The 23,303-nt window shown below is 68.5% G+C and carries 20 protein-coding genes and 1 pseudogene; 10 read left to right on the plus strand and 11 right to left on the minus strand.

The annotated features are described in order from the left end of the window. Window positions 1-130 precede the first annotated feature (130 nt). The 4 genes from ACFW6P_RS03080 to ACFW6P_RS03095 all read right to left on the minus strand — a co-directional run bounded on the left by ACFW6P_RS03080 (window position 131) and on the right by ACFW6P_RS03095 (window position 3,889). On the minus strand, window positions 131-610 hold the full coding sequence (locus ACFW6P_RS03080; RefSeq protein WP_386349199.1) for a hypothetical protein: 480 nt from the start codon (window positions 608-610) through the stop codon (window positions 131-133). A gap of 123 nt (window positions 611-733) precedes the next feature. Continuing rightward, window positions 734-1,996, minus strand: coding sequence for an MFS transporter (locus tag ACFW6P_RS03085; RefSeq protein ID WP_386422802.1), 1,263 nt, complete (start codon window positions 1,994-1,996; stop codon window positions 734-736). Between the two features lie 90 nt (window positions 1,997-2,086). Beyond that, entirely contained in the window at window positions 2,087-3,169 is a 1,083-nt protein-coding gene (locus ACFW6P_RS03090; protein ID WP_386349193.1) for an inositol-3-phosphate synthase, read from the minus strand. A gap of 45 nt (window positions 3,170-3,214) precedes the next feature. Further along, on the minus strand, window positions 3,215-3,889 hold the full coding sequence (locus tag ACFW6P_RS03095) for a PadR family transcriptional regulator (protein ID WP_386422803.1): 675 nt from the start codon (window positions 3,887-3,889) through the stop codon (window positions 3,215-3,217). 403 nt (window positions 3,890-4,292) lie between these two features. On the opposite strand from ACFW6P_RS03095, the gene ACFW6P_RS03100 reads away from it, so the two are divergent. Both ACFW6P_RS03100 and ACFW6P_RS03105 read left to right on the plus strand, forming a co-directional pair. Beyond that, a complete protein-coding gene (locus ACFW6P_RS03100) occupies window positions 4,293-6,947 on the plus strand; it encodes a transglycosylase domain-containing protein (protein ID WP_386349188.1) in 2,655 nt (884 codons plus the stop codon). A gap of 121 nt (window positions 6,948-7,068) precedes the next feature. Then, entirely contained in the window at window positions 7,069-8,580 is a 1,512-nt protein-coding gene (locus ACFW6P_RS03105) for a glycosyltransferase family 87 protein (protein ID WP_386349185.1), read from the plus strand. A 105-nt stretch (window positions 8,581-8,685) separates the two neighbouring features. On the opposite strand, the gene ACFW6P_RS03110 is transcribed toward ACFW6P_RS03105, so the two are convergent. The 3 genes from ACFW6P_RS03110 to ACFW6P_RS03120 form a co-directional block, all read right to left on the minus strand. Further along, window positions 8,686-9,717, minus strand: coding sequence for an alanine racemase (locus ACFW6P_RS03110; protein ID WP_386349183.1), 1,032 nt, complete (start codon window positions 9,715-9,717; stop codon window positions 8,686-8,688). 98 nt (window positions 9,718-9,815) lie between these two features. Then, complete coding sequence (femX, locus tag ACFW6P_RS03115) at window positions 9,816-10,937, minus strand: peptidoglycan bridge formation glycyltransferase FemX (RefSeq protein WP_386422805.1); 1,122 nt, start codon at window positions 10,935-10,937, stop codon at window positions 9,816-9,818. Between the two features lie 169 nt (window positions 10,938-11,106). Further along, window positions 11,107-11,424 carry a hypothetical protein gene (locus ACFW6P_RS03120; protein ID WP_386349177.1) on the minus strand — a complete coding sequence of 106 codons (318 nt, stop codon included), beginning with the start codon at window positions 11,422-11,424 and terminating at the stop codon, window positions 11,107-11,109. A gap of 264 nt (window positions 11,425-11,688) precedes the next feature. On the opposite strand from ACFW6P_RS03120, the gene rpsF reads away from it, so the two are divergent. The 4 genes from rpsF to rplI all read left to right on the plus strand — a co-directional run bounded on the left by rpsF (window position 11,689) and on the right by rplI (window position 13,376). Beyond that, entirely contained in the window at window positions 11,689-11,979 is a 291-nt protein-coding gene (rpsF, locus tag ACFW6P_RS03125) for a 30S ribosomal protein S6 (RefSeq protein WP_006141322.1), read from the plus strand. Between the two features lie 68 nt (window positions 11,980-12,047). Further along, window positions 12,048-12,629 carry a single-stranded DNA-binding protein gene (locus tag ACFW6P_RS03130; RefSeq protein WP_386349174.1) on the plus strand — a complete coding sequence of 194 codons (582 nt, stop codon included), beginning with the start codon at window positions 12,048-12,050 and terminating at the stop codon, window positions 12,627-12,629. Between the two features lie 45 nt (window positions 12,630-12,674). Continuing rightward, the gene (gene rpsR / locus ACFW6P_RS03135; protein WP_003949403.1) at window positions 12,675-12,911 is read left to right on the plus strand and encodes a 30S ribosomal protein S18; all 237 of its coding nucleotides are present in this window, start codon (window positions 12,675-12,677) and stop codon (window positions 12,909-12,911) included. 18 nt (window positions 12,912-12,929) lie between these two features. Next, window positions 12,930-13,376: a 50S ribosomal protein L9 gene (gene rplI, locus ACFW6P_RS03140; RefSeq protein WP_386349171.1), complete on the plus strand. Its 447-nt coding sequence runs from the start codon at window positions 12,930-12,932 to the stop codon at window positions 13,374-13,376. A gap of 149 nt (window positions 13,377-13,525) precedes the next feature. On the opposite strand, the gene ACFW6P_RS03145 is transcribed toward rplI, so the two are convergent. After that, window positions 13,526-14,863 carry an MATE family efflux transporter gene (locus ACFW6P_RS03145; RefSeq protein WP_386422807.1) on the minus strand — a complete coding sequence of 446 codons (1,338 nt, stop codon included), beginning with the start codon at window positions 14,861-14,863 and terminating at the stop codon, window positions 13,526-13,528. Between the two features lie 460 nt (window positions 14,864-15,323). On the opposite strand from ACFW6P_RS03145, the gene dnaB reads away from it, so the two are divergent. Together dnaB and ACFW6P_RS03155 are read left to right on the plus strand one after the other, a co-directional pair. Then, window positions 15,324-16,805, plus strand: a complete 1,482-nt coding sequence (gene dnaB / locus ACFW6P_RS03150) for a replicative DNA helicase (RefSeq protein WP_386349165.1) — start codon at window positions 15,324-15,326, stop codon at window positions 16,803-16,805. Between the two features lie 115 nt (window positions 16,806-16,920). After that, the gene (locus ACFW6P_RS03155) at window positions 16,921-18,312 is read left to right on the plus strand and encodes a serine hydrolase domain-containing protein (protein ID WP_386349162.1); all 1,392 of its coding nucleotides are present in this window, start codon (window positions 16,921-16,923) and stop codon (window positions 18,310-18,312) included. 50 nt (window positions 18,313-18,362) lie between these two features. Here the strand turns inward: ACFW6P_RS03155 and ACFW6P_RS03160 are convergent, their stop codons facing one another. Continuing rightward, entirely contained in the window at window positions 18,363-18,815 is a 453-nt protein-coding gene (locus ACFW6P_RS03160; RefSeq protein ID WP_386349159.1) for a GNAT family N-acetyltransferase, read from the minus strand. Window positions 18,816-18,871: 56 nt separating this feature from the next. Between ACFW6P_RS03160 and ACFW6P_RS03165 the strand changes: the two are divergent. Beyond that, a pseudogene (locus tag ACFW6P_RS03165) lies at window positions 18,872-19,851 on the plus strand (MFS transporter); the annotation flags it as partial. Between the two features lie 140 nt (window positions 19,852-19,991). Here ACFW6P_RS03165 and ACFW6P_RS03170 read toward each other — a convergent pair. Further along, complete coding sequence (locus ACFW6P_RS03170; protein ID WP_386349156.1) at window positions 19,992-20,861, minus strand: GNAT family N-acetyltransferase; 870 nt, start codon at window positions 20,859-20,861, stop codon at window positions 19,992-19,994. A gap of 454 nt (window positions 20,862-21,315) precedes the next feature. Here ACFW6P_RS03170 and ACFW6P_RS03175 point away from each other — a divergent pair, with 454 nt between their 5' ends. Further along, complete coding sequence (locus ACFW6P_RS03175) at window positions 21,316-22,728, plus strand: globin domain-containing protein (RefSeq protein ID WP_386349153.1); 1,413 nt, start codon at window positions 21,316-21,318, stop codon at window positions 22,726-22,728. An 11-nt stretch (window positions 22,729-22,739) separates the two neighbouring features. On the opposite strand, the gene ACFW6P_RS03180 is transcribed toward ACFW6P_RS03175, so the two are convergent. Further along, entirely contained in the window at window positions 22,740-23,222 is a 483-nt protein-coding gene (locus tag ACFW6P_RS03180; RefSeq protein WP_386349150.1) for an NUDIX domain-containing protein, read from the minus strand. Window positions 23,223-23,303 lie beyond the last annotated feature (81 nt).

Below are 23,303 nucleotides of genomic sequence, written 5' to 3' on the forward strand. Positions count from 1 at the left end.
TTTTTGCGAGGTTATATCCTCCCCATCAGGGTGGTGTTGATCTATAGGACTAGTCGGTGCGCCACCGCTGGGGGGGCCCCACGCCCCTTGCGGCAGTGTGTTTCACGTGAAACACACTGCTTGAGTGGCCCTACTTGACTGACTTCAGGCAGAGAACGACATCGTGGTTGTCACCCACCTGGTAGTACGCGATCTCCGCCTCCTTGACCGTCGCGCACTTGCTGTCGTCGCTGGTGTTGTCGAACTTCTCGACGACCTTGTACTGAGCGTCACTGGATGAGCAGTCGACCGTGGAGAGGTCCGGCTGGGACTGGGATCCCTTGTTCTGCATGCAACTACCCACGGCCGTGGTCTCCGCGTCGGTCTTGCCCATCTGCCACTTGACCACGGCGATGATGATGGCGATGACGATGAAGCCGACGATACGCAGCAGCTTCTTGCTGAAGCGCCGAGAGGGAGTCGGCTGAGGGGCCGGAGCGCCACCCTGGGGCGGGATGCCGGGCTGGCCGGGCTGCTGCGGGTAGCCGGCCTGCGGCGGGAACGGAGCCTGAGGCTGAACCGCGGGCTGGCCCTGCGCGAACGGATTGCCCTGGGGCGGCGGAGTAGTCACTTGGGGGTCCCCCTAGAACATGGTGAGTGACGCGAACATGTCGCGAGATAAGACCCACGTAAGCTATCGGTCCCCACTGACAACGCAGTAGTCAGGAATGGCTCTGTGGCATTGATGTGACACTTACGGACGTCCAAAACGCGCCATAGCGGCAGCTACTGCCGCGTAGGTGACGGCGATCGTGATCACCAGCGTCGCGGATCGGCCGTCCGGTGGCAGCATGAGGGCGGCCACAGCGGCCGCGCCGACGAAGGAGACGTTGAACAGAACGTCGTAGACCGAGAAGATCCGGCCACGGAAACCGTCGTCGACGGCCGACTGGACGATCGTGTCCGTGGCGATCTTCGCGCCCTGGGTGGTCAGCCCCAGGACGAACGCCGCGACCAGCAAGGGAACGGTGGCGAACGGCAGTCCGAGCGCGGGTTCCAGCACTGCGGCGGCCCCCGCGCACACGACGATCCAAAGACCGGGTCCGAGGCGTCCCGCGGCCCAGGGGGTCACCACGGCCGCCGCGAAGAAGCCCGCGCCGGAGATGCCCAACGCCAGCCCGAGCAGGGTGAGTCCACCGTCGGTGGTCGAGGTGAGCGCGTACCGGCAGAGCATCAGCAGCATGACCAGCAGCGCGCCGTAGCAGAACCGCATCAGCGACATCGCGGCGAGCGCCCAGGCGGCCTCCCGGCGCCGCGGCTCGGCCAGGTGCCGTGCGCCCGCCACCAGATCGCGCAGGGTGGTGCTGATCGCCGTACCGATCCGCACATGCGGCACCGTCCGGTCGGGGCCCAGCAGTTCACGCGCCATGCGGAGGGAGGCCAGAGCCGCGCACAGGTACAGCCCCGCCGCCACGAGCACCACGGCGGCGTCGGAATCGGCCACCACCAGACGGACCACGAAGGCGATACCGCCGCCCGCGGTCGCCGCCAGCGTCCCGGCCGTCGGGGAGAGGGAGTTGGCGATGACCAGGCGCTCGGCGTCGACCACACGCGGCAGGGCGGCTGACAGGCCCGAGAGGACGAACCGGTTGATGGCGGTCACGCACAGCGCGGAGGCGTAGAAGAGCCAGTCCGGAGCGGGGCTGAGTATCAGCACAGCCGTCGCGCAGGCGAGCAGGGCGCGCAGCAGGCTCCCGTGGAACAGGACCTGACGTCGTCGCCACCGGTCCAGCAGGACCCCGGCGAAAGGGCCGACGAGGGAGTACGGAAGGAGCAGGACCGCCATCGCCGAGGCGACCGCCGCGGCGGAGGTCTCCTTCTCCGGTGAGAAGACCACGTGGGCGGCGAGCGCGACCTGGTAGACGCCGTCGGCGCCCTGGGAGAGCAGCCGGACGGCGAGCAGGCGCCGGAACCCCTGGAAAAGCAACAGCACACGCAGGTCACGGACGACGGCCATGGGGCCCAGCCTCACATACGGGGAGGGTCCCCGGGGCCTTGCGACCCGGGGACCCTCACAGCCCTGGCAGGAGCGACGTGTGGTGGCGCGTCAGCGCTCGACCTCGCCCTTGATGAACTTCTCGACGTTCTCGCGGGCCTCGTCGTCGAAGTACTGCACGGGCGGGGACTTCATGAAGTAGCTCGAAGCCGAGAGGATCGGGCCGCCGATGCCGCGGTCCTTGGCGATCTTCGCGGCGCGCAGCGCGTCGATGATGACACCGGCGGAGTTCGGGGAGTCCCAGACCTCGAGCTTGTACTCCAGGTTCAGCGGGACGTCGCCGAACGCGCGGCCCTCGAGGCGCACGTAGGCCCACTTGCGGTCGTCCAGCCAGGCGACGTAGTCGGACGGGCCGATGTGGACGTTGCCCTCGCCCAGTTCGCGGTCGCGGATCTGGGAGGTGACGGCCTGCGTCTTGGAGATCTTCTTCGACTCGAGGCGGTCGCGCTCGAGCATGTTCTTGAAGTCCATGTTGCCGCCGACGTTCAGCTGCATCGTGCGGTCCAGGACGACGCCCCGGTCCTCGAACAGCTTCGCCATGACGCGGTGCGTGATCGTGGCGCCGACCTGCGACTTGATGTCGTCGCCGACGATCGGGACGCCCGCCTCGGTGAACTTGTCCGCCCACTCCTTGGTGCCGGCGATGAAGACCGGAAGGGCGTTGACGAACGCGACCTTGGCGTCGAGGGCGCACTGCGCGTAGAACTTCGCCGCGTCCTCGGAGCCGACCGGCAGGTAGCAGACGAGGACGTCGACCTGCTGGTCCTTGAGGATCTGGACGACGTCGACCGGCTCGTCGGCGGCCTCCTCGATGGTCTCGCGGTAGTACCGGCCGAGGCCGTCGAGGGTGTGGCCGCGCTGGACCGTCACTCCGGTGTGGGGCACGTCGCAGATCTTGATGGTGTTGTTCTCCGAGGCGCCGATGGCGTCCGCGAGGTCGAGACCGACCTTCTTGGCGTCCACGTCGAACGCGGCGACGAACTCGACGTCGCGGACGTGGTACTCGCCGAACTGGACGTGCATCAGGCCCGGCACCTTGGACGCCGGGTCGGCGTCCTTGTAGTACTCGACTCCCTGCACCAGCGATGCGGCGCAGTTGCCCACACCGACGATGGCTACGCGAACCGAACCCATTCCGGTTGCTCCCTGTGTGTACGAGTGAGGCCCTGAAGTGGGCTCTCACGTGGCGGTGTCGCCGGGCGTATCCGGACGGGGGTCGTCCCCCGGCCGGGGCAGGCCGCCCGACGCTCCAGATGTGGTGTCACGCGAAGCGGGCTCCCCGGAGGCGGAACCCTGGAGGTCCCGTCCCGCCCGCTCGCTCTCGATGAGCTCGTTCAGCCAGCGCACCTCGCGCTCCACGGACTCCATCCCGTGGCGCTGCAGCTCAAGCGTGTAGTCGTCGAGGCGCTCCCGGGTCCGGGCCAGGGACGCGCTCATCTTCTCGAGGCGCTCCTCCAGCCGGCTGCGGCGGCCTTCGAGCACGCGCATACGGACATCGCGTGAGGTCTGCCCGAAGAATGCGAAGCGGGCGGCGAAGGTCTCGTCCTCGTACGCGTCGGGCCCGGTCTGCGAGAGCAGTTGCTCGAAGTGCTCCTTACCCTCCGCCGTCAGCCGGTAGACGATCTTGGCGCGGCGGCCGGTCAGGGGCACCGTCTCGGTTTCGGTCCCCGGTTCCTCGATCAGCCAGCCGTTGGCGACCAGCGTCTTGAGGCAGGGGTACAGCGTTCCGTAGCTGAACGCCCGGAACACACCCAGTGACGTGTTGAGACGTTTACGCAGTTCATAGCCGTGCATGGGAGATTCGCGGAGCAGGCCGAGTACGGCGAACTCAAGGATCCCGGAACGCCGGCTCATCGTCGCCTCCTCCCTGCCGTGGTGTGCGCGTCTCCGTCGGATGTGTCGGACCGATGTGTCGAGCAGATGTATCGACTCGATACATCAAAACGATAGAACGGCCTTCCGGATGCGACAAGGGGGGGTGTGGTGAACGGGATCACATCACCGATTCGTCGGATGCGATGTGCCTGATTTGAGGTGAACTTCGGGCCTCGGCAGGTTTTGACGGTGCGTAGTCTGTGCGCCATGCACCTCACCGGGAACCGAGTGACGCCTGAGCGCGTCGTCATCTTCGGTGTAGTACGGGTGCACACGGGACCGATGAATGCGGAGCCGACCGCATCCGTACTTCGGGGGGACCGGAAACCAGCCGCCGTTTCCAGGCGCGCAAAGGTGCGCCTGCCCGAGGAGTAGTCGTTCGATGAGCGAGCACCGTCGCAAACCGCCGCAGCCGCAGGGAGGCGGACGTGCCGCGGCCCGACGCGGCCAGTCCGGCTCGTCCTCCGGCCGCCGCGCGGCACCGCGAGGCGCCACCGGGTCTCCGTCCGACTCCTATGGGTCGGGTCCCCTCGGCTCGGGGGGTGATGAGCGCGCGTACGGCAGCCGTGCGGAGGCCCGGCGCGCGGCGCAGAGAGGCGCGGGAGGCAGCCGGCGCAGGGCTGCCGAACCGACCCGAGGCGGCCGTCGCGCCGCCCCCGGCGGGCCGAACGGGCCCGGCCGGGGCCGAGGGCGCGCAGCCGCCGTCCCCGGCAAGAAGCGGCTGATCGACTATCCGCGGGCCGGCAAGGACGGCTGGCAGCGCTGGCTGCCGTCCTGGAAGCTCGTCTCCGGCCTGTGCATCGGCTTCCTCGGCAGCCTCGTGGCCGTGGCGGGCATCGGCTACGCCATGGTGGGCGTCCCGAACGAGGAGAACGCGGCGGCGCTGTCGCAGAACAACGTCTACTACTGGGCCGACGGCACTCAGATGGTCGCGGCGGGCAGTGGCCAGAACCGCCAGAACGTCGCGATCGAGCGGATCCCGAAGGCCATGCAGTGGGCGGTGATCTCGGCCGAGAACAAGAGCTTCTACCAAGACTCGGGCGTCGACCCCATGGGCATCGCCCGAGCCCTGGCGAACATGGCGCGGGGCGGTGACACCCAGGGCGGCTCGACGATCACCCAGCAGTTCGTCAAGAACACCTACCTCAGCCAGGAACAGACGATCACTCGTAAGTTCAAGGAGATGTTCATCTCCATCAAGGTGGGCACCAAGGTCTCCAAGCCGGTGATCCTCCAGGGCTACCTCAACACCTCGTACTACGGCCGTGGCGCCTACGGCATCCAGGCCGCCGCGCAGGCTTACTACGGCAAGGACGCCGCGAAGCTCACCCCGAGCGAGTGCGCCTTCCTCGCCGCTCTGCTCAAGGGCCCGACCTACTACGATCCGGCGGGCAACGAGAGCATCGACACCACGGCGACTGCGGAGGCCAACCGCAAGCGTTCCGAGGACCGCTGGGGCTGGATCCTCGAGCAGATGCACAACGACAAGAGGATCACGGACAAGCAGTACCAGGACGCGATCAAGGAGTACCCCGAGCCCCAGCCACGCAAGGCCTCCAAGGGCATGAGCGGGCAGATCGGCTACCTGGCGGACACGGCCAAGAAGTACGTCCTGAACCACTCCAACATCACGGAAGCCCAGTTCGACCAGGGCGGCTACCAGATCAGGACGACCTTCGAGAAGAGCAAGGTCGAGGCACTGGCGAAGGCCGTCAAGAAGGTCGAGAAGGAGAAGCTCGACCCGAAGAATCGGGAGCGGGACCGACACGTCCAGTTCGGTGCGGCGTCGGTGAAGCCCAAGGACGGCGCGATCGTCGCGCTCTACGGTGGCGCGGGCTACGAGAACGGCCACTTCAACAACAACGCGGACACCTCGGGTGTCCCGGTCGGCTCCACCTGGAAGCCGTTCGTGCTCGCCGCCGCCATGGAGCACGGGACCTACCGCAGTGAGGGACCGCTCTCGCCGCTGAGCAAGTACAACGGCAACGACCTCCTGAAGGTCCGGAACAACGACGGTTCCTACGTCCTGAAGAAGGACAACACGCCGTTCCTTCAGAAGAACGAGAGCGACCACCCCTGGGGCTACATCACCCTGCGCAAGGCGATGGAGCAGTCCGTCAACACCCCGTTCGTACAGCTGGGCATGGACGTCGGGATGAGGAACGTGCGGGACGTGGCCGAGAAGTCAGGCATCCTCGACTCCAGCTTCGCCACTCTGAACCCGTCGTTCGCGCTCGGTACCTCGACGCCCAGCGCGATCCGCATGGCCGACGCCTACGCGACGTTCGCCGCCGCCGGCAAGCAGGCCGCTCCGTACTCGGTGACCAGCGTCAAGTTCAACGGGCAGGACATCGAGGGCTTCGACAAGCCCCGGATCACCCAGGCGATGCCGGAGAACGTGGCGAACAACATCACGGACGTCCTCGAGAACGTCATCCAGAACGGCACGGGTAAGAACGCGCTGGCTCTGGGCCGTACGGCGGCCGGCAAGACCGGTACGACGGACGAGAACAAGTCCGCCTGGTTCGTCGGTTACACGCAGCAGCTGTCCACCTCGGTCGCGATGTTCCGTGAGGACCCCAAGAGCGCCAAGCTGCTCTCCATGAACGGCACGGCCGGCGAGGAGTCCATTCACGGTGGTGATGTCCCCACGCTGGTGTGGACCGAGTACATGAAGGCCGCGCTCAAGGGCAAGCCCGATCTCGGTTTCCCGGATGCCGAGCAGATCGGCCAGATCCAGGACGGGGTGGGTGCTCCCTCGCCGACCCCGACGCCCACGGTGGAGCCCAGTGAGACCGTGACCGAGACGCCGAGCGCCACGCCGAGCGAGACGCCGACGAGTCCGTCGCCCTCACCGAGCGACTCCTGTGGATTCTTCGGGTGCCAGACGGACGGCGGCGCACAGAACGGTGGCCCGGGCAACGGAGGCACGGACGGTGGGGCGAGCACCGAGCCCAGCCCGACCGACACGAACCTGGACGGCGGTAACAGCAGGGGCAACGGCAACGGGGGCATCTTCGGAGGCCCTGCCGGATAGCTGACGATCGCCCTGCTTGGGTGTTTCACGTGAAACGCCACGATGTTTCACGTGAAACGAGGGCCGCCGCACCCACTCGGGTGCGGCGGCCCTCGGCGTATGGCCGGACTCGTACGGCAGGATGTGCGGCATGCCCAGTGCAGAATCGACGCGAGCAGGCGTCCATGAGCCGGAGCCGGTGCGGCCGACCAAGGAGGACGAGGTCGCCGCGGCCGGCAGTGAGCTGATCGGCGGCCCGCTCGGGCGGCGCGTGCTGCCCGGGGCCTCCTGGTGGACTCCGGTGCGGGTGATCGCGCTCGTGGCGATCGGCATGTTCGCCCTCGGCCTGGTCCAGAAGGCGCCCTGCTACAACGGTGCCTGGTTCTTCGGCGCAAGCTCCCAGTACACGCACGCGTGCTACTCGGACATCCCGCACCTCTACCAGGGGCGCGGCTTCGCCGACGGGCTCGTGCCGTACTTCGACAAGCTCCCCGGCGACATGCAGTACCTGGAGTACCCGGTGCTGACCGGTGTCTTCATGGAGGCCGCCTCGTGGCTCACGCCCGGCAGCGGCACCATCCAGGACCAGGAGCAGTGGTACTGGATGGTCAACGCGGGGATGCTCATGGTCTGCGCGGCCGTCATCGCCGTCTGCGTCACCCGCACCCACGCGCGGCGTCCCTGGGACGGTCTCCTGGTCGCTCTGGCGCCCGCCTTCGCACTGACGGCCACCATCAACTGGGACCTGCTGGCGGTCGCCCTGACGGCCGCGGCGATGCTGATGTGGTCGCGGGGCCGCTCCCTCGCCTTCGGTGTCCTGCTCGGCCTCGCCACGGCCGCCAAGCTCTATCCCTTCCTGCTTCTGGGGCCGCTGCTGGTGCTGTGCTGGCGCGCGGGCAGGTGGCGGGAGTTCGGTACGGCCCTGGGCGGCGCGATCGTCGCCTGGGTCGTCGTGAACGGGCCGGTGATGCTCTTCGCGTTCGAGGGCTGGTCGAAGTTCTACACGTTCAGCCAGGAGCGCGGTGTCGACTTCGGCTCGTTCTGGCTGATCCTGGCCCAGAACTCGGACGACCCCCTCAGCACCGACACCGTCAACACGCTCGCCACGCTGCTGATGCTGGCGAGCTGCGTGGCCGTCGCGGCGCTCGCACTGACCGCACCGCGCCGCCCCCGGTTCGCCCAGCTCGCCTTCCTGATCGTCGCGGCCTTCATCCTCACGAACAAGGTCTATTCACCCCAGTACGTGCTGTGGCTGGTTCCCCTGGCCGCCCTGGCCCGGCCGAAGTGGCGGGACTTCCTGATCTGGCAGGCCTGCGAGGTGGCGTACTTCCTGGGCATCTGGATGTACCTCGCGTACACGACCAGCGGAGACGCCCACAAGGGACTGCCCACCGACGGCTACCACTGGGCCATCGGCCTGCATCTGCTGGGGACGCTGTACCTGTGCGTGATGATCGTCCGGGACATCTTCATGCCGGAACGGGATCCGGTGCGCCGCTCCGGGGACGACGACCCCTCGGGCGGCGTGCTCGACGGCGCCGAGGACGTCTTCGTCCTCGGTCCCGCGGGCCGCTCCCGACAGGACGCGACCACCCACTTCGAGGGACCGCAGGTGCAGTGGGGCAAGCAGGGCGCTCCCGGCGGTTCGCTGTGAGCGAACGGCGCTGACCCGGCTTGAGGTTCAGGAGGGTCGGAGACACCGAAGGCCGTACACGGGACACCGTGTACGGCCTTCTCGCTGAGCTCGAGCTTCCCGGGTTCAGCGGTCCACGAGCCGGTCGAACTGCGTGGTGGTGTGCCGCAGATGGGCCACCAGCTCCTCGCCGACCTTCGGCTCCGGTGCTTCCGCGGGCACGAAGAGGATCGAGACCTGCATGTGCGGCGGTTCGGCGAACCAGCGCTGCTTGCCGCCCCAGACGAACGGAGAGAGGTTCCGGTTGACCGTCGCGAGGCCGGCACGGGCGACGCCCTTGGCGCGCGGCATGACCCCGTGCAGCGCCTTGGGAGCCTCCAGACCCACCCCGTGCGACGTACCGCCCGCCACGACCACCAGGAAGCCGTCTGAGGCCGCCTTCTGCTGGCGGTAGCCGAAGCGGTCGCCCTTGGCCACGCGCGTGACGTCCAGGACCGCGCCGCGGTACTCGGTGGCGTCGTGGTCGCCCAGCCACAGCCGCGTGCCGATGCGGGCCCGGAAGCGGGTCTGCGGGAACTGCTGCTGCAGCCGGGCCAGGTCGTCGGCCTTCAGATGGCTGACGAACATGGTGTGCAGGGGCAGCCGGGCCGCGCGCAGCCGGTCCATCCAGCCGATGACCTCCTCGACCGCGTCCGAGCCGTCGGTGCGGTCCAGGGGCAGGTGGATGGCGAAGCCCTCCAGGCGGACGTTCTCGATGGCGGAGTGCAGCTGGGGCAGGTCCTGCTCGCTGATGCCGTGCCGCTTCATCGAGGACATCACCTCGATGACCACACGGGCTCCGACGAGGCCGTACACGCCGTCTATCGACGAGACCGAGCGGATGACCCGGTCCGGCAGCGGCACGGGTTCCTCGCCGCGGCGGTACGGCGTCAGCACCAGCAGGTCACCGCCGAACCAGTCCTTGATCCGGGCCGCCTCGTACGTCGTGCCGACGGCGAGGACGTCCGAACCCAGCCGCGTGGCCTCCTCCGCCAGCCGCTCGTGCCCGAAACCGTAGCCATTGCCCTTGCAGACCGGCACGAGGCCCGGGAACTGCTCCTGTACGTGCTTGTGGTGCGCCCGCCAGCGCGCGGTGTCGACGTAGAGCGTGAGCGCCATGGCCGGACCTGGAACCTTTCTCGTGGTCGCCGTGTATCAGCGGTTGCCGTGTTGCCGTGTTGCGGTGTGTCAGAGGTATGGAAGCACTGAACGTGGCGTCACCTACGCGACATGTAGATGTCGAGCGCCTTGTGCAGCAGCTTGTTCAGCGGGAAGTCCCACTCGCCGAGGTACTCCGCGGCCTGGCCGCCCGTGCCCACCTTGAACTGGATCAGGCCGAAGAGGTGGTCGGTCTCGTCGAGCGAGTCGGAGATACCGCGCAGGTCGTACACGGTGGCACCGAGCGCGTAGGCGTCGCGGAGCATCCGCCACTGCATCGCGTTCGACGGCCGGACCTCGCGGCCGATGTTGTCGGAGGCGCCGTAGGAGTACCAGACGTGCCCGCCGACGATCAGCATCGTCGACGCCGATAGGTTCACGCCGTTGTGCCGGGCGAAGTACAGCCGCATGCGGTTCGGGTCCTCGGAGTTGAGGGCCGTCCACATGCGCTGGAAGTACGACAGCGGCCGCGGCCGGAAGTGGTCGCGCACGGCCGTGATCTCGTACAGCCGCTGCCACTCCTCGAGGTCCTGGTAGCCGCCCTGGACGACCTCGACGCCGGCCTTCTCGGCCTTCTTGATGTTGCGGCGCCACAGCTGGTTGAAGTTCTTGTGGACCTCTTCCAGGGAGCGGTTGGCCAGCGGCACCTGGAAGACGTAGCGGGGCTGGACGTCGCCGAAACCGGCGCCGCCGTCCTCCCCCTGCTGCCAGCCCATGCGGCGCAGTTTGTCCGCCACCTCGAACGCGCGCGGCTCGATGTGGTCGGCCTCGATGTCGCGCAGGCGCTTCACGTCGGGGTTCTGGATGCCCTGCTTGATGGAGGCGGCGTCCCAGCGCCGGATGATCACCGGCGGGCCCATCTTCACCGAGAAGGCGCCCTGCTGCTTCAGGTGCGCCAGCATCGGCTCGATCCATTCCTGCAGATTCGGCGCGAACCAGTTGATGACCGGGCCCTCGGGCAGGTAGGCGAGGTAGCGCTTGATCTTGGGGAGCTGCCGGTAGAGGACCAGGCCGGCGCCGACGAGCTCGCCGGTCCGGTCGTCGAACCAGCCGAGGTGTTCCGAACGCCATTCCGCCTTGACGTCAGCCCAGGCCGGGACCTGCATGTGGCTCGCCGACGGCAGGCTCTGGATGTAGGCCAGATGCTGCTCTCGACTGATGGTCCTCAGGGTCAGGCTCATTCGGGGCGCTCCTCGGGCTGGTGTGTCCCCATGGGGTCAGGGGCTCCGGCTCTCGCGCGAAGCCTACTGCGCCTGGGGAGCGCGCTGTTTGGGCGTACGCCACCTCCGCCCCGGCCCCAGGACGGCCGGGGCGTGGCCCGGGGATCGAATGAGTGAGGGTGCTCTGGCGTCAGTCGATGAGCCCGCCGAAGAGGCCGCCGTGCGCCATGCCCAGGAAGAACCCGACGCCGCACGCGCCCAGGCCGAGGATCAGGCCGAAGCGCTCACGGGTCGTCTCCGAGATCCACTGGCCGTAGGCGCCGGTGAGAATGCCCACCAGGCCGGTCCAGGAGCTGAGCAGGTGCAGGTCTTCGTCGATGAGCGCCGTGAGGAACGACGTGATGCCCAGCACCAGGGTCACCGCGAGAAGGGCGTCCGGGAGGGGATGGGGCTTGCCGTCCGTGGCGAAGAGGCCACCTGCGGTGTTGGGTCGCAATGCCTGTGCCATAGGGCACCTCCTGCGAAAGTCGGCGCATCGTAGCGCCATACACACCCGATGTGTACAGATTGGCTGCCCTCCCGCCCGGATTTCAACCGCAAGCCCCCGTGCGGGTACTCTGTACCGTCCGTACCGGTGTCTGCCCATGTCACGGCAAGGGCTTCTGCACAGAACCCCCGACTGTCAGTGGTGGCCGATACCGTTGCCTACGCATCACAACCCTCCTGCCACGGAACGACCGTGGCCGCTGAGTCCAAAGGAGGTGGGTTCCACATGCGTCACTACGAGGTGATGGTCATCCTCGACCCCGACGTCGAGGAGCGCGCTGTCTCCCCGCTGATCGAGAACTTCCTCTCTGTCGTCCGTGACGGCGGCGGAAAGGTCGAGAAGGTCGACACCTGGGGCCGTCGTCGTCTCGCGTACGAGATCAAGAAGAAGCCCGAGGGTATCTACTCGGTCATCGACCTGCAGGCCGAGCCTGGGGTCGTCAAGGAGCTCGACCGCCAGATGAACCTGAACGAGTCGGTCCTCCGGACCAAGGTCCTCCGCCCCGAGACCCACTGAGCCCTCCCGCTCAGCTGATCCCGGGATTCGAGTAAGCAGCCAGAGCAAACCCGCCGAGAGGTTCCCCCATGGCAGGCGAGACCGTCATCACGGTCGTCGGCAATCTTGTCGACGACCCCGAGCTGCGCTTCACCCCCTCCGGTGCGGCCGTCGCGAAGTTCCGTGTCGCGTCCACTCCCCGCACCTTCGACCGCCAGACGAACGAGTGGAAGGACGGCGAGAGCCTGTTCCTGACCTGCTCGGTCTGGCGTCAGGCGGCGGAGAACGTCGCGGAGTCGCTCCAGCGAGGCATGCGCGTCATCGTGCAGGGCCGGCTGAAGCAGCGGTCCTACGAGGACCGTGAGGGTGTCAAGCGCACGGTCTACGAGCTGGACGTCGAGGAAGTCGGCGCCAGCCTGCGCAGCGCCACGGCCAAGGTCACCAAGACCACCGGCCGCGGTGGCCAGGGCGGATACGGCGGCGGTGGCGGCCAGGGTGGCGGCGGCTGGGGCGGCGGCCCCGGCGGCGGCCAGCAGGGCGGCGGTGCTCCCGCCGACGACCCGTGGGCGACCGGCGCACCTGCCGGTGGCCAGCAGGGCGGCCAGGGTGGCGGCGGCTGGGGCGGCGGCTCCGGCGGCGGTGGCGGCTACTCGGACGAGCCCCCCTTCTAAGGGCGGGTTCGCACCCACACTTCTTGATCACACAGGAGAATCACCATGGCGAAGCCGCCTGTGCGCAAGCCGAAGAAGAAGGTCTGCGCTTTCTGCAAGGACAAGGTCACGTACGTGGACTACAAGGACACGAACATGCTGCGGAAGTTCATTTCCGACCGCGGCAAGATCCGTGCCCGCCGCGTGACCGGCAACTGCACGCAGCACCAGCGTGACGTCGCCACGGCCGTCAAGAACAGCCGTGAGATGGCGCTGCTGCCCTACACGTCCACCGCACGCTAAGGGAAGGGTGACCTACTCATGAAGATCATCCTCACCCACGAGGTCTCCGGCCTCGGTGCCGCTGGCGACGTCGTCGACGTCAAGGACGGTTACGCTCGCAACTACCTGATCCCGCGGAAGCTCGCTATCCGCTGGACCAAGGGCGGCGAGAAGGACGTCGAGCAGATCCGTCGTGCTCGCAAGATCCACGAGATCCAGACCATCGAGCAGGCCAACCAGGTGAAGGCCCAGCTCGAGGGCGTCAAGGTCCGCCTGGCCGTCCGTGCCGGCGAGGCCGGTCGCCTCTTCGGTTCCGTCACCCCGGCCGACATCGCCTCGGCGATCAAGGCCTCCGGTGGCCCCGAGGTCGACAAGCGCCGTATCGAGGTCGGTTCGCCGATCAAGTCGCTCGGCGCCCACGAGACGTCCGTGCGTCTGCACCCCGAGGTTGACGCGAAGGTCAGCATCGAGGTCGTCGCGGCCTGAGTGCCGCGCTCGCTCCAGCAGTGAGAGATGGGGCCGTACCCTCCGGGGTGCGGCCCCATCGTCGTGTCTGCGGCAGGGTGGCGGTGTGTTTCACGTGAAACACACCGCCACGTCGTTTCACGTGAAACGACGAGAAGTGCGTCGCCCTCTCAGCGGGTAGCGCCTGTCACGATCCAGCGGCCCGAGCGGGCGCGGAGCCAGAGGGTCAGCATGCGTACGGTCATCATCAGCGTCATGGCGCCCCAGAGGGCGGTCAGTCCACCGCCCATCCCCGGAACCAGCAGGGCGACCGGCGTGAAGACGGCCAGGACGATCAGCATCGCCCAGGCCAGATACGGGCCGTCACCTGCGCCCATCAGTACTCCGTCCAAGGTGAAGACGATGCCGGAGATCGGCTGAGACAGAGCCACGATGACCAATGCGGGCAGCGCCACGTCTGTGACGGCGGGATCGCTGGTGAACAAGGGAAGGAAGAGCGGGCGGCTGACGATCACCAGAACGCCGAGTGCGACACCGACGGCGACGCCCCACTCCACCATGCGACGGCAGGCGTCACGGGCGCCCTGTGTATCGCCGGCTCCGAGACAACGCCCGATGATCGCCTGTCCGGCGATGGCGATGGCGTCGAGCGCGAAAGCGAGCAGGCTCCACAGGGACAGGATGATCTGGTGGGCGGCGATGTCGGCGTCCCCGAGCCGGGCCGCGACCGCCGTGGCGATCATCAGGATCGCCCGCAGAGACAGGGTACGGACGAGGAGAGGAACACCGGCTTGTGCGGAGGCTCTGATCCCGGCGGCGTCCGGGCGCAGCGAGACGCCGTGCTTGCGTGCCCCGCTCAGAACCACTGCGAGATAGACCGCGGCCATGCCGAACTGGGCGATGACCGTGCCCCAGGCGGAGCCGGCGATCCCGAGGTCGGCGCCGTAGACCAGCCCGGCGTTGAGAGCGCCGTTCGCCACGAAACCGCCGATGGCGACATAGAGCGGTGTCTTGGTGTCCTGCAGACCGCGCAGGACGCCGGTCGCGGCGAGGACGATGAGCATGGCCGGGATGCCGAACACCGAGATACGCAGGTACGTCGTCGCATAGGGGGCAGCCGCCTCCGATGCGCCGAAGAGGTCCACGATGTGGGGTGCCGTCGGCAGGGCGGCGGCGACCACGGCGGCGCCGAGGAACAGTGCCAGCCAAATGCCGTCCACGCCCTTGCGGATGGCGGCAGGGAGCTCACCCGCGCCGACACGGCGAGCGACCGCTGCCGTGGTGGCGTAGGCGAGGAACACGAAGACGCTGACGGCGGTCATCAGCAGGGCCGAGGCGACGCCGAGGCCGGCGAGCTGGGCGGTGCCCAGGTGGCCGACGATCGCGGTGTCGGCCATGAGGAAGAGGGGCTCGGCGACGAGGGCGCCGAAGGCCGGCAAGGCCAGCGTGACGATCTCTTGATCGTGCTGTCTCCGGCCGTCTCGACGGCGCACGGGGGCCTGTGTCATGCGCACCAATCTAATCGTCCACAGGTAAGAGATGCAAAGCAACTGAGGCCCTTACTTCGTGTCCCGGGAAGCGCACTCCTGTGCAGTGTTCGAAGCGATCTTGCGCCCGTCGGGAAAGTTTTTCTTCTGCACAGCCGGTGGATGGCAAAGGACCAGGTCAGAGGTCCTTGCAGAAGGTGAAGGTCGGCTTGTTCACAGCGCTGTCCACCGGGTCGTGCACAGGTTTCGAGGAGTTCTCCACAGCATCTGGGCCGTCGTCCACATGGCCTGTGGATAACCAGATTGGCTGACGGTGCCGACGGGCCTACGGTAGTCCGACGCCCGCTCCGTCCGCCGGTTTCCAGAACGCCACAAAACCGGCGCCCGTCAACCGGAGTTGGGCCTCTCATTTGTCAGTGCCGTGCCGTAGAAAAGAGGGGCACGGTGAGGTCTGCTGCGGCGGACGGGAGGAGGTGGCTCGGTGAGCATTTCCGAGCCCTTGGACGACCCGTGGGCCGACAGTGGGCCCAGCGATCGTCTCCCCGCCTCCCGTCGACGGGGCGACGGACCCCGGGGCCGTGACGAACAGCACGAGCGGGGCAGGGACGGCGGCGCGTGGGACAGCGGAGGGGCTCCGTCGTTCGAGCGCGTACCCCCGCAGGACATCGAGGCGGAGCAGTCCGTCCTCGGCGGCATGCTCCTGTCCAAGGACGCCATCGCCGACGTCGTCGAGATCCTCAAGGGGCACGACTTCTACAAGCCGGCGCACGAGACGATCTACCAGGCCGTCCTCGACGTGTACGCCAAGGGCGAGCCGGCCGACCCCATCACGATCGCTGCCGAGCTCACCAAGCGTGGCGAGATCAACAAGGTCGGCGGGGCCTCCTATCTGCACACTCTCGTCCAGACGGTCCCGACCGCGGCCAACGCCGCGTACTACGCGGAGATCGTTCACGAGCGGGCCGTCCTGCGGCGCCTGGTCGAGGCGGGAACGCGCATCACGCAGATGGGATACGCGGCAGACGACGACGTCGACGAGATCGTCAACCGCGCCCAGGCAGAGGTCTACGCGGTCACCGAACAGCGCACCAGCGAGGACTATCTCCCGCTCGGCGACATCATGGAGGGCGCGCTCGACGAGATCGAGGCGATCGGCTCCCGAAGCGGCGAGATGACCGGCGTGCCCACCGGGTTCACCGACTTCGACTCGCTCACCAACGGCCTGCACCCGGGCCAGATGATCGTCATCGCCGCCCGTCCGGCCATGGGCAAGTCCACGCTCGCGCTGGACTTCGCGCGGGCCTGCTCCATCAAGAACAACCTGCCGAGCGTGATCTTCTCGCTCGAGATGGGGCGCAACGAGATCGCGATGCGTCTGCTGTCCGCCGAGGCCCGGGTCGCCCTGCACCACATGCGCTCCGGCACCATGACGGACGAGGACTGGACCCGTCTGGCCCGGCGGATGCCGGACGTCTCCGCGGCCCCGCTCTACATCGACGACTCCCCGAACCTCTCGATGATGGAGATCCGCGCCAAGTGCCGTCGCCTCAAGCAGCGCAACGACCTCCGGCTCGTGGTCATCGACTACCTCCAGCTGATGCAGTCCGGCGGCTCCAAGCGCGCCGAGAGCCGGCAGCAAGAGGTCTCGGACATGTCCCGTAACCTCAAGCTGCTGGCCAAGGAGCTGGAGATCCCCGTCATCGCGCTCTCGCAGCTGAACCGCGGCCCCGAGCAGCGTACGGACAAGAAGCCGATGGTGTCCGACCTACGTGAGTCCGGCTCCATCGAGCAGGACGCCGACATGGTCATCCTGCTGCACCGCGAGGACGCCTACGAGAAGGAGTCGCCCCGCGCGGGCGAGGCCGACCTGATCGTGGCCAAGCACCGTAACGGCCCCACGGCGACGATCACGGTCGCCTTCCAGGGCCACTACTCGCGCTTCGTGGACATGGCGCAGACCTGAGGCCGCCCGGGCGCCGCGTCGTCGCGCCAAGGCTCGTCAGCACCCACGGCACTGATGTGACGCCGGGCCGGGAAATGAAGTCGACTCACAGGCGCCATGCCGATGGACTTGGGGCATGACGACATTCCAAGAAGAGGTGCTGCCCGCCACACGCCGGGCGCTGCTGCACCGGATCGCCGTGGCGCAGACACAGGGGCGGGCACCGTCGCTGGTAGCGGCCGTCGTGCGGGACGGGCGTGTGGTGTGGCACGGGGCCCGCACGTCGGTGGACGGTCACGCGCCTGACGAGAACGTCCAGTACCGGATCGGCTCGATCACCAAGACCTTCACGGCCGTACTGGTCCTCCGGCTGCGCGACGAGGGTGCGCTGGAGCTGGGGGACCCCCTGGAGAAGCATCTGCCGGACACCGGCGTGGGGGAGGCGACGATCGCCGAACTGCTCGCGCACACGGGAGGGCTGGCAGCCGAGACACCGGGACCGTGGTGGGAACGGAGCCCCGGCTCCCTGCGTCCCGAACTCGCCGACGTACTGGGCGAGCAGCCCCGGCTGTCTCCGCCGGGCCGCAGGTTCCACTACTCGAATCCGGGTTACGCGCTGCTCGGCGCACTGGTCGAGGAGCTGCGGGGTGCCTCCTGGCAGGAGGTGCTTCGGCGTGAGGTGCTCGAGCCTCTGGGGCTGCATCGGACGAGCGTGCGTCCGCAGGCGCCGTATGCCGGCGGCTGGGCCGTGCACCCCTGGGCCGATGCGATGCTCCCGGAACCCGCCGAGGATCTGGGGCGCATGGCTCCCGCCGGCCAACTGTGGTCGACCACGGGGGATCTGGCGCGGTTCGCCGCCTTTCTCGTCAACGGCGACGATCGGGTGCTGAGTGCCGAGTCATTGCGGGAGATGAGAACACCGGCCGCGTCCCACGAAGCGGCGGATGTGGCGAGCGGCTACGCCTACTGCCTGGGTATGGAGATCCGGCGGCGGAACGGACGGTCCCTCGTCGGCCACACCGGTTCGCTGCCCGGCTTCCTCGCCTGCCTCATGATCAGCATCGAGGACGACGTGGCAGCGGTCGTCCTGGCGAACTGCACGTCCGGCCCCCTGCTGTTCGCCGTGGCCGCCGATCTGGTGCGTATCGTCGCCGAGGCGGAGCCGCGCATCCCCGCCCCATGGAAACCGATGGCCGAGGCCGACGTGGATGTGGCGCTGCTGGAGCTGACGGGCCAGTGGTACTGGGGGACGTACGCCTGCGCCCTGCGCCTCACCGCTGACGGGCTCGCCTCGCTGGAGCCGTTGTCCGGCCAGGGACGGCGCTCACGGTTCCGGCCCAACGGCGACGGTACGTGGACCGGCCTGGAGGGCTACTACGCCGGAGAGGTTCTCAGGGCCGTGCGGAGGCCGGACGGGTCCGTGAGCCATCTGGATCTGGGTTCGTTCGTCTTCACCCGGCAACCGTACGACGAAGGGTCCCCGGTGCCGGGAGGTGTCGATCCCGAGGGATGGCGAGGGATCGGATAGGCGTCGTCGGAGGTGGGCGCTGTTTCACGTGAAACAGCGCCCACCCTCGGTCAGAGCGGAAGCTTGAAGCCGGTGTGCGACGCCGTGAATCCCAGCCGCTCGTAGAAGCGGTGGGCGTCGGAACGGGTGTTGTCAGAGGTCAGCTGGACCAGCTGGCAGCCTTCATCGCGGGAGGTGTCTACCGCCCACTGGATGAGTAGCGTGCCCAGGCCGCTGCCGCGCTCGTCGGCGTGGATGCGCACTCCCTCGATGATCGACCTGGTCGCCCCTCGCCGGGACAGTCCGGGAATGATCGTGAGCTGGAGCGTGCCGACGACGCGGCCCTCCCGGACGGCCACGACCAGGTGCTGGTTCGGGTCGGCGCTGAGCCGCTCCAGCGCGGCCAGATACGGGGTGAGGTTGTCCGGCGACTCGCGCTGTGCGCCCAGCGGATCGTCCGCGAGCATTGCCACGATCGCCGGGACGTCGTCGGCGACGGCGTCGCGTATCTCAAGATCTCCCACGGACGCAGCTTACGCACAGGTGGTCGGTGCGGGAGAGGCGGCGCAGCGGGGCGCCCCTGTTCATCGTCGGCAACCTGCTCTCCGCTCTCTCCCCGGCCTTCGCCGTCATGCTGATCGGCCGGATCGTCGCCTCGCAGGCCCACGGCGCCTTCTTCGGCATCGGCTCGGTCGTCGCGGCCGACCTCGTCGCCCCGGACAAGAAGGCCGGAGCCATCGCCATGATGTTCACCGGTCTGACCGTCCCCAACGTCGTCGGCGTCCCGCTGGGCACGCTCGTCGGGCAGTCGATCGGGTGGCGGGTCACCGTCGGTATCGTCGCCGCGCTCGGGGTCATCGGCCTGGCCGGAATCGCCCGGCTGGTCCCGGACGTGCCCAAGCCGGAAGGGGTACACCTGCGCCACGAACTGGCCGCCTTCAAGAACGTGCAGGTGCTGCTGGCGATGGCGATGACCGTCCTCGGTTTCGGCGGTGTCTTCGCGGCCATCACCTACATCGCGCCGATGATGACCCATGTCGCCGGCTTCGCCGACGGATCGGTCACCTGGCTGCTCGTCCTCTTCGGCCTCGGCATGGTCGGCGGCAATCTCGTCGGCGGCAGGTTCGCCGACCGTGCCCTGATGCCCATGCTGTACGTCTCCGTGGGGGCGGCGGCCGTCGTCCTGGCGCTGTTCACGCTCACCGCGCACCACACGGTGCTGTCGGCCGTCACCATCGCACTGATCGGCGCCCTGGGCTTCGCCACCGTCCCGCCGCTCCAGAAGCGGGTCCTCGACCAGGCACACGGCGCCCCACCCTGGCCTCCGCCGTGAACATCGGTGCCTTCAACCTCGGCAACGCCCTGTCCGCCCGGCTCGGCGGCCTCGTGATCGCCGCGGGCCTCGGCTACACCGCGCCCAACTGGGTCGGTGCCGCCCTGGCCGCGGCAGCCCTGGTCCTGGCCTTCCTCTCGGCCGCCCTGGAACGCGGCTCCGACGCCCCCAGCACCGTCGTCACGCAGTCCACGCCGACCGGGCAGCGGACCGCCGCCCACCACTGAACCCCCCGGCAACAGGGCACAGAGCCCATCGCGCACAGCCCACCGGCGTCAGAGGCCGATCACCTCCCCCGGGTCCCGTACGCCCCAGCTCCTCCTGCGGGAGAACCTCATGAGCAGCACCACCGCCGCCGTGTCCGGATTCAGCCCGCCGCGACCGTGACCGGGGCGAACCGGCGGCGCCAGTCTCCTGGCAGCTCGGTGATCCCGTGGGCCATCACGGAGTTGAAGGCGACGGACGCAAGACCCCGTTCCTTCACCCACGCGAGCAGTTCCTCGTGCCGCACGTCGATGTCGGTGCGCAGAGGACGGTCGGTGTGAGCGGCGAGTGAGGTGATGAGCGCCTGCGCCACCGAGGTGTCGCGTGCGACGAGCGGGCCGACGACATGGGTCTGCATGTTCGGCCAGGCGGCCGCGTAGCCGACGAGCCGCCCGTTCTCCTCCGCCACGCGCAACTGGTCGGCGAAGGCGGGCAACCGGGTGACGATGTGCGTGCGGTCGGTCCCGAACACCGGCTCGTCGAGGCGGAGGATCGCGGAGAGATCCTCGGCGGTCGCGGCGCGAGTGGTGACCTTCGTCTCGGGTCCTCCCGGCCTGAAGTGACCGCTCACCATCTCCGCCCGGCCGATGACCTTGAAGCCCAGCTCCTCGTAGAGCGGACGGCCGTTCGGCGTGGCATGCAAGGTGACCGGTGTCGTGCCCCTGGCGGCGGAGAGGACGTGACGCATCAGCCGGCGTCCCACGCCTCGCCGCGCATGCCGTTCGGCCACGAGCACCATGCCGATCGCCGCCAGGGCGGGATGCTCCTGCGGTCCGTACTCGGTGACGACGCAGGCGCTCACCAGACCGCCGTCGGGGTCGTCGATGCCGTAGCCCTTCCCGGCTGTGAGGAGAAAGCCCCACTTGTGATCCTCCCGTGGCCACCCCCGGTCCTCGGACAAGTCGGCGCAGGCGGTGAGATCACGGAGCGTCAGACGACGGATGGGCAGGGAGTCAAGGGAAGGAGTCGACACGCAGGCCAGGCTGTCCGACGGGGGCCCTCGGCGTCCACCGCTTTCGGCGGAGAGATGCGAGCTTGTGGCCGGTTGTCGTCGCCTGCTCACCAGGGGGTGCAGGCACGCAGTGTTTCACGTGAAACGCGCAAGAACAGCTGATGTCCGAACGGGACGTCGAATAGGCAAGGTCTGAAAGGTAGTTGGCGAAATCGGCGAGCCGGGCAGGGGCCTGATGCGTAAGGAGGGAAGGGGACTTGTGCACACGGCGGTGGCCGGTAGGGTCGACTCCAATTGGCGTCCGGGGTGGGTGACCCGTTCCGGGGTGTGCCGCCCGCGGGGCCGACGACGGGTGGAACAGGGCCGCATCAGCCGCGGCAGGGACGGGAACACGGTCCGTCCAGGGGGAAGCAGGCACCTTCCGACCAGGAACGTGCGCAGACCGACCGAGAAGATGCTCGAGGCGAGGCACACCATGGACGCTCCGACCACCACATCGGCCGACGACGGCATGTCCGGCGGTGGGGGCGGCTGGTTCGCCCCCCGCAAGGACGCCACCCCGAACAACGAGTTCGGTCCGCTGGAGGGGCGTCCCCCGACGCCGGCGCCCGGGCCGGCACCCGACCCCCAGGCCATGTCGCCGGGTCCCGCTCCGGCCCTGCTCACCCCGACGCCCTTCGCCTCCGCTGTCCTTCCACCGGGCGGACCGCGCGTTCCCGCCCAGCGACCGATGCCGGAGTCCGCCGCGGAGGCGGCAGCCGCCCCCCCGCAGGCGTCTCCTGACGCCGTCCTGATCCGCAGGGTGATGGATGAGGTCACCCCGGTGGCCGACAAGGTCACGTCGTACTTCTACGCCCTGCTCTTCGTCCGCCATCCCGATCTGCGGTCGCTGTTCCCGGCCGCGATGGACACCCAGCGGGACCGGCTGCTCAGAGCCCTGCTCACGGCCGCCGAACACATCGACAACGCCGACGTCCTCGTCGACTACCTGCGGAACCTCGGAAGGGGCCACCGGAAGTACGGGACGCGGGCCGAGCACTACCCGGCCGTCGGGGAGTGCCTCATCGGCGCGCTGAGCACGTATGCCGCCGGTGTCTGGAACGAGGAGACGGAAGCCGCATGGGTCCGGGCCTACACCAGGATCTCCCAGATCATGATCGACGCGGCGGCCGCAGACGAACTGCGGGCCCCGGCCTGGTGGTACGCCGAGATCGTCGGGCACGACCTCAGGACCCCGGACATCGCGGTGGTCACGGTGCGCCCCGACCAGCCGTATCCGTTCCTGGCCGGGCAGTACACGAGCCTCGAGACACCCTGGTGGCCGCGGATCTGGCGGCACTACTCCTTCGCTTCGGCACCCCGCTCCGACGGCCTGCTGTCGTTCCATGTGAAAGCCGTGCCGGCCGGCTGGGTCTCCAACGCCCTGGTGCACCGTGCCCGCCCCGGCGACATCATCCGCCTCGGCCCGCCCGCCGGCTCCATGACCGTGGACCACTCCACCGACAGCGGGTTGCTGTGCCTGGGCGGCGGCACCGGCATAGCCCCCATCAAAGCCCTGGTCGAAGACGTCGCCGAGTACGGGGACCGCCGGTCGATGGAGGTCTTCTACGGCGCCCGCACCGGACACGACCTGTACGACATCGACACGATGCTGCGTCTCCAGCAGGCGCACCCCTGGCTCTCGGTGCGCGCGATCATCGACCAGCAGGCGCGCAGGCAGCTTCCTGACGCGATCCGCGCCTTCGGACCGTGGAACGAGTTCGACGCCTATCTCTCGGGTCCGCCCGGGATGATCCGCAGCGGCCTCGTCGCCCTGCGGGGCAGCGGTATCCCCCCGTACCGCATACGGCACGACTCGGTGGAGGCACTGGTCTCGGCAGGGACCTGACCGGCTCGGTGTCAGCCCAGGTCGGATGCGTGCAGGGCGCGGACGCCCTCGATGTTGCCGTCCAGGTAGTGCCGCAACGACAGCGGAACGAGATGCACGGAGGCGATGCCGACCCGGGTGAAGGGCACACGCACGATCTCGTACTCGCCGATGGGCTCCTCCACCTCCGGACCGTGGCGCCGCGACGGGTCCATGGACACCACGTGGCAGACGAAGAAGTGCTGCACCTTCACGCCGGTCGCGCCGCCGTCCTCTCCGATGTGCTCCACGGTGTCCACGAAGCAGGGCACCACATCTGTGATCTCCGCGCCGAGTTCTTCGTACACCTCTCGGTGCAGGGCGTCGACGACGGTCGGGTCGTCGGGCTCGACCCCGCCGCCGGGGGTGACCCAGTAGGGATCGAGGCCCGGCTTGGTGCGCTTGATCAGGATCAGGTCGTCACCGTCCAGCAGAACGGCGCGGGCGGTGCGCTTGACCACGGGTCGGACGGTCATGGGGGAAATGTGGCCCGGCTGGTTCCACGTGAAACATCGCGAAACGTGACCACTCGAGCCCTGGGAGTGAGGTGTGACCGC

The organism is Streptomyces sp. NPDC058741 (assembly GCF_042746715.1).
Classification (GTDB): domain Bacteria; phylum Actinomycetota; class Actinomycetes; order Streptomycetales; family Streptomycetaceae; genus Streptomyces.

Bases quoted from the DNA above. Each gene is read 5' to 3' on its own strand.
- ACFW6P_RS03105 (WP_386349185.1), top strand. From the start codon at position 7,069: ATGTGCGGCATGCCCAGTGCAGAATCGACGCGAGCAGGCGTCCATGAG.
- ACFW6P_RS03120 (WP_386349177.1), bottom strand. From the start codon at position 11,424: ATGGCACAGGCATTGCGACCCAACACCGCAGGTGGCCTCTTCGCCACG.
- rpsF (WP_006141322.1), top strand. From the start codon at position 11,689: ATGCGTCACTACGAGGTGATGGTCATCCTCGACCCCGACGTCGAGGAG.
- ACFW6P_RS03155 (WP_386349162.1), top strand. From the start codon at position 16,921: ATGACGACATTCCAAGAAGAGGTGCTGCCCGCCACACGCCGGGCGCTG.
- rplI (WP_386349171.1), top strand. From the start codon at position 12,930: ATGAAGATCATCCTCACCCACGAGGTCTCCGGCCTCGGTGCCGCTGGC.
- ACFW6P_RS03095 (WP_386422803.1), bottom strand. From the start codon at position 3,889: ATGAGCCGGCGTTCCGGGATCCTTGAGTTCGCCGTACTCGGCCTGCTC.
- ACFW6P_RS03085 (WP_386422802.1), bottom strand. From the start codon at position 1,996: ATGGCCGTCGTCCGTGACCTGCGTGTGCTGTTGCTTTTCCAGGGGTTC.
- rpsR (WP_003949403.1), top strand. From the start codon at position 12,675: ATGGCGAAGCCGCCTGTGCGCAAGCCGAAGAAGAAGGTCTGCGCTTTC.
- ACFW6P_RS03180 (WP_386349150.1), bottom strand. From the start codon at position 23,222: ATGACCGTCCGACCCGTGGTCAAGCGCACCGCCCGCGCCGTTCTGCTG.
- ACFW6P_RS03130 (WP_386349174.1), top strand. From the start codon at position 12,048: ATGGCAGGCGAGACCGTCATCACGGTCGTCGGCAATCTTGTCGACGAC.
- ACFW6P_RS03145 (WP_386422807.1), bottom strand. From the start codon at position 14,863: ATGACACAGGCCCCCGTGCGCCGTCGAGACGGCCGGAGACAGCACGAT.
- femX (WP_386422805.1), bottom strand. From the start codon at position 10,937: ATGAGCCTGACCCTGAGGACCATCAGTCGAGAGCAGCATCTGGCCTAC.
- ACFW6P_RS03175 (WP_386349153.1), top strand. From the start codon at position 21,316: ATGGACGCTCCGACCACCACATCGGCCGACGACGGCATGTCCGGCGGT.
- ACFW6P_RS03100 (WP_386349188.1), top strand. From the start codon at position 4,293: ATGAGCGAGCACCGTCGCAAACCGCCGCAGCCGCAGGGAGGCGGACGT.
- ACFW6P_RS03090 (WP_386349193.1), bottom strand. From the start codon at position 3,169: ATGGGTTCGGTTCGCGTAGCCATCGTCGGTGTGGGCAACTGCGCCGCA.
- ACFW6P_RS03110 (WP_386349183.1), bottom strand. From the start codon at position 9,717: ATGGCGCTCACGCTCTACGTCGACACCGCGCGCTGGCGGGCGCACCAC.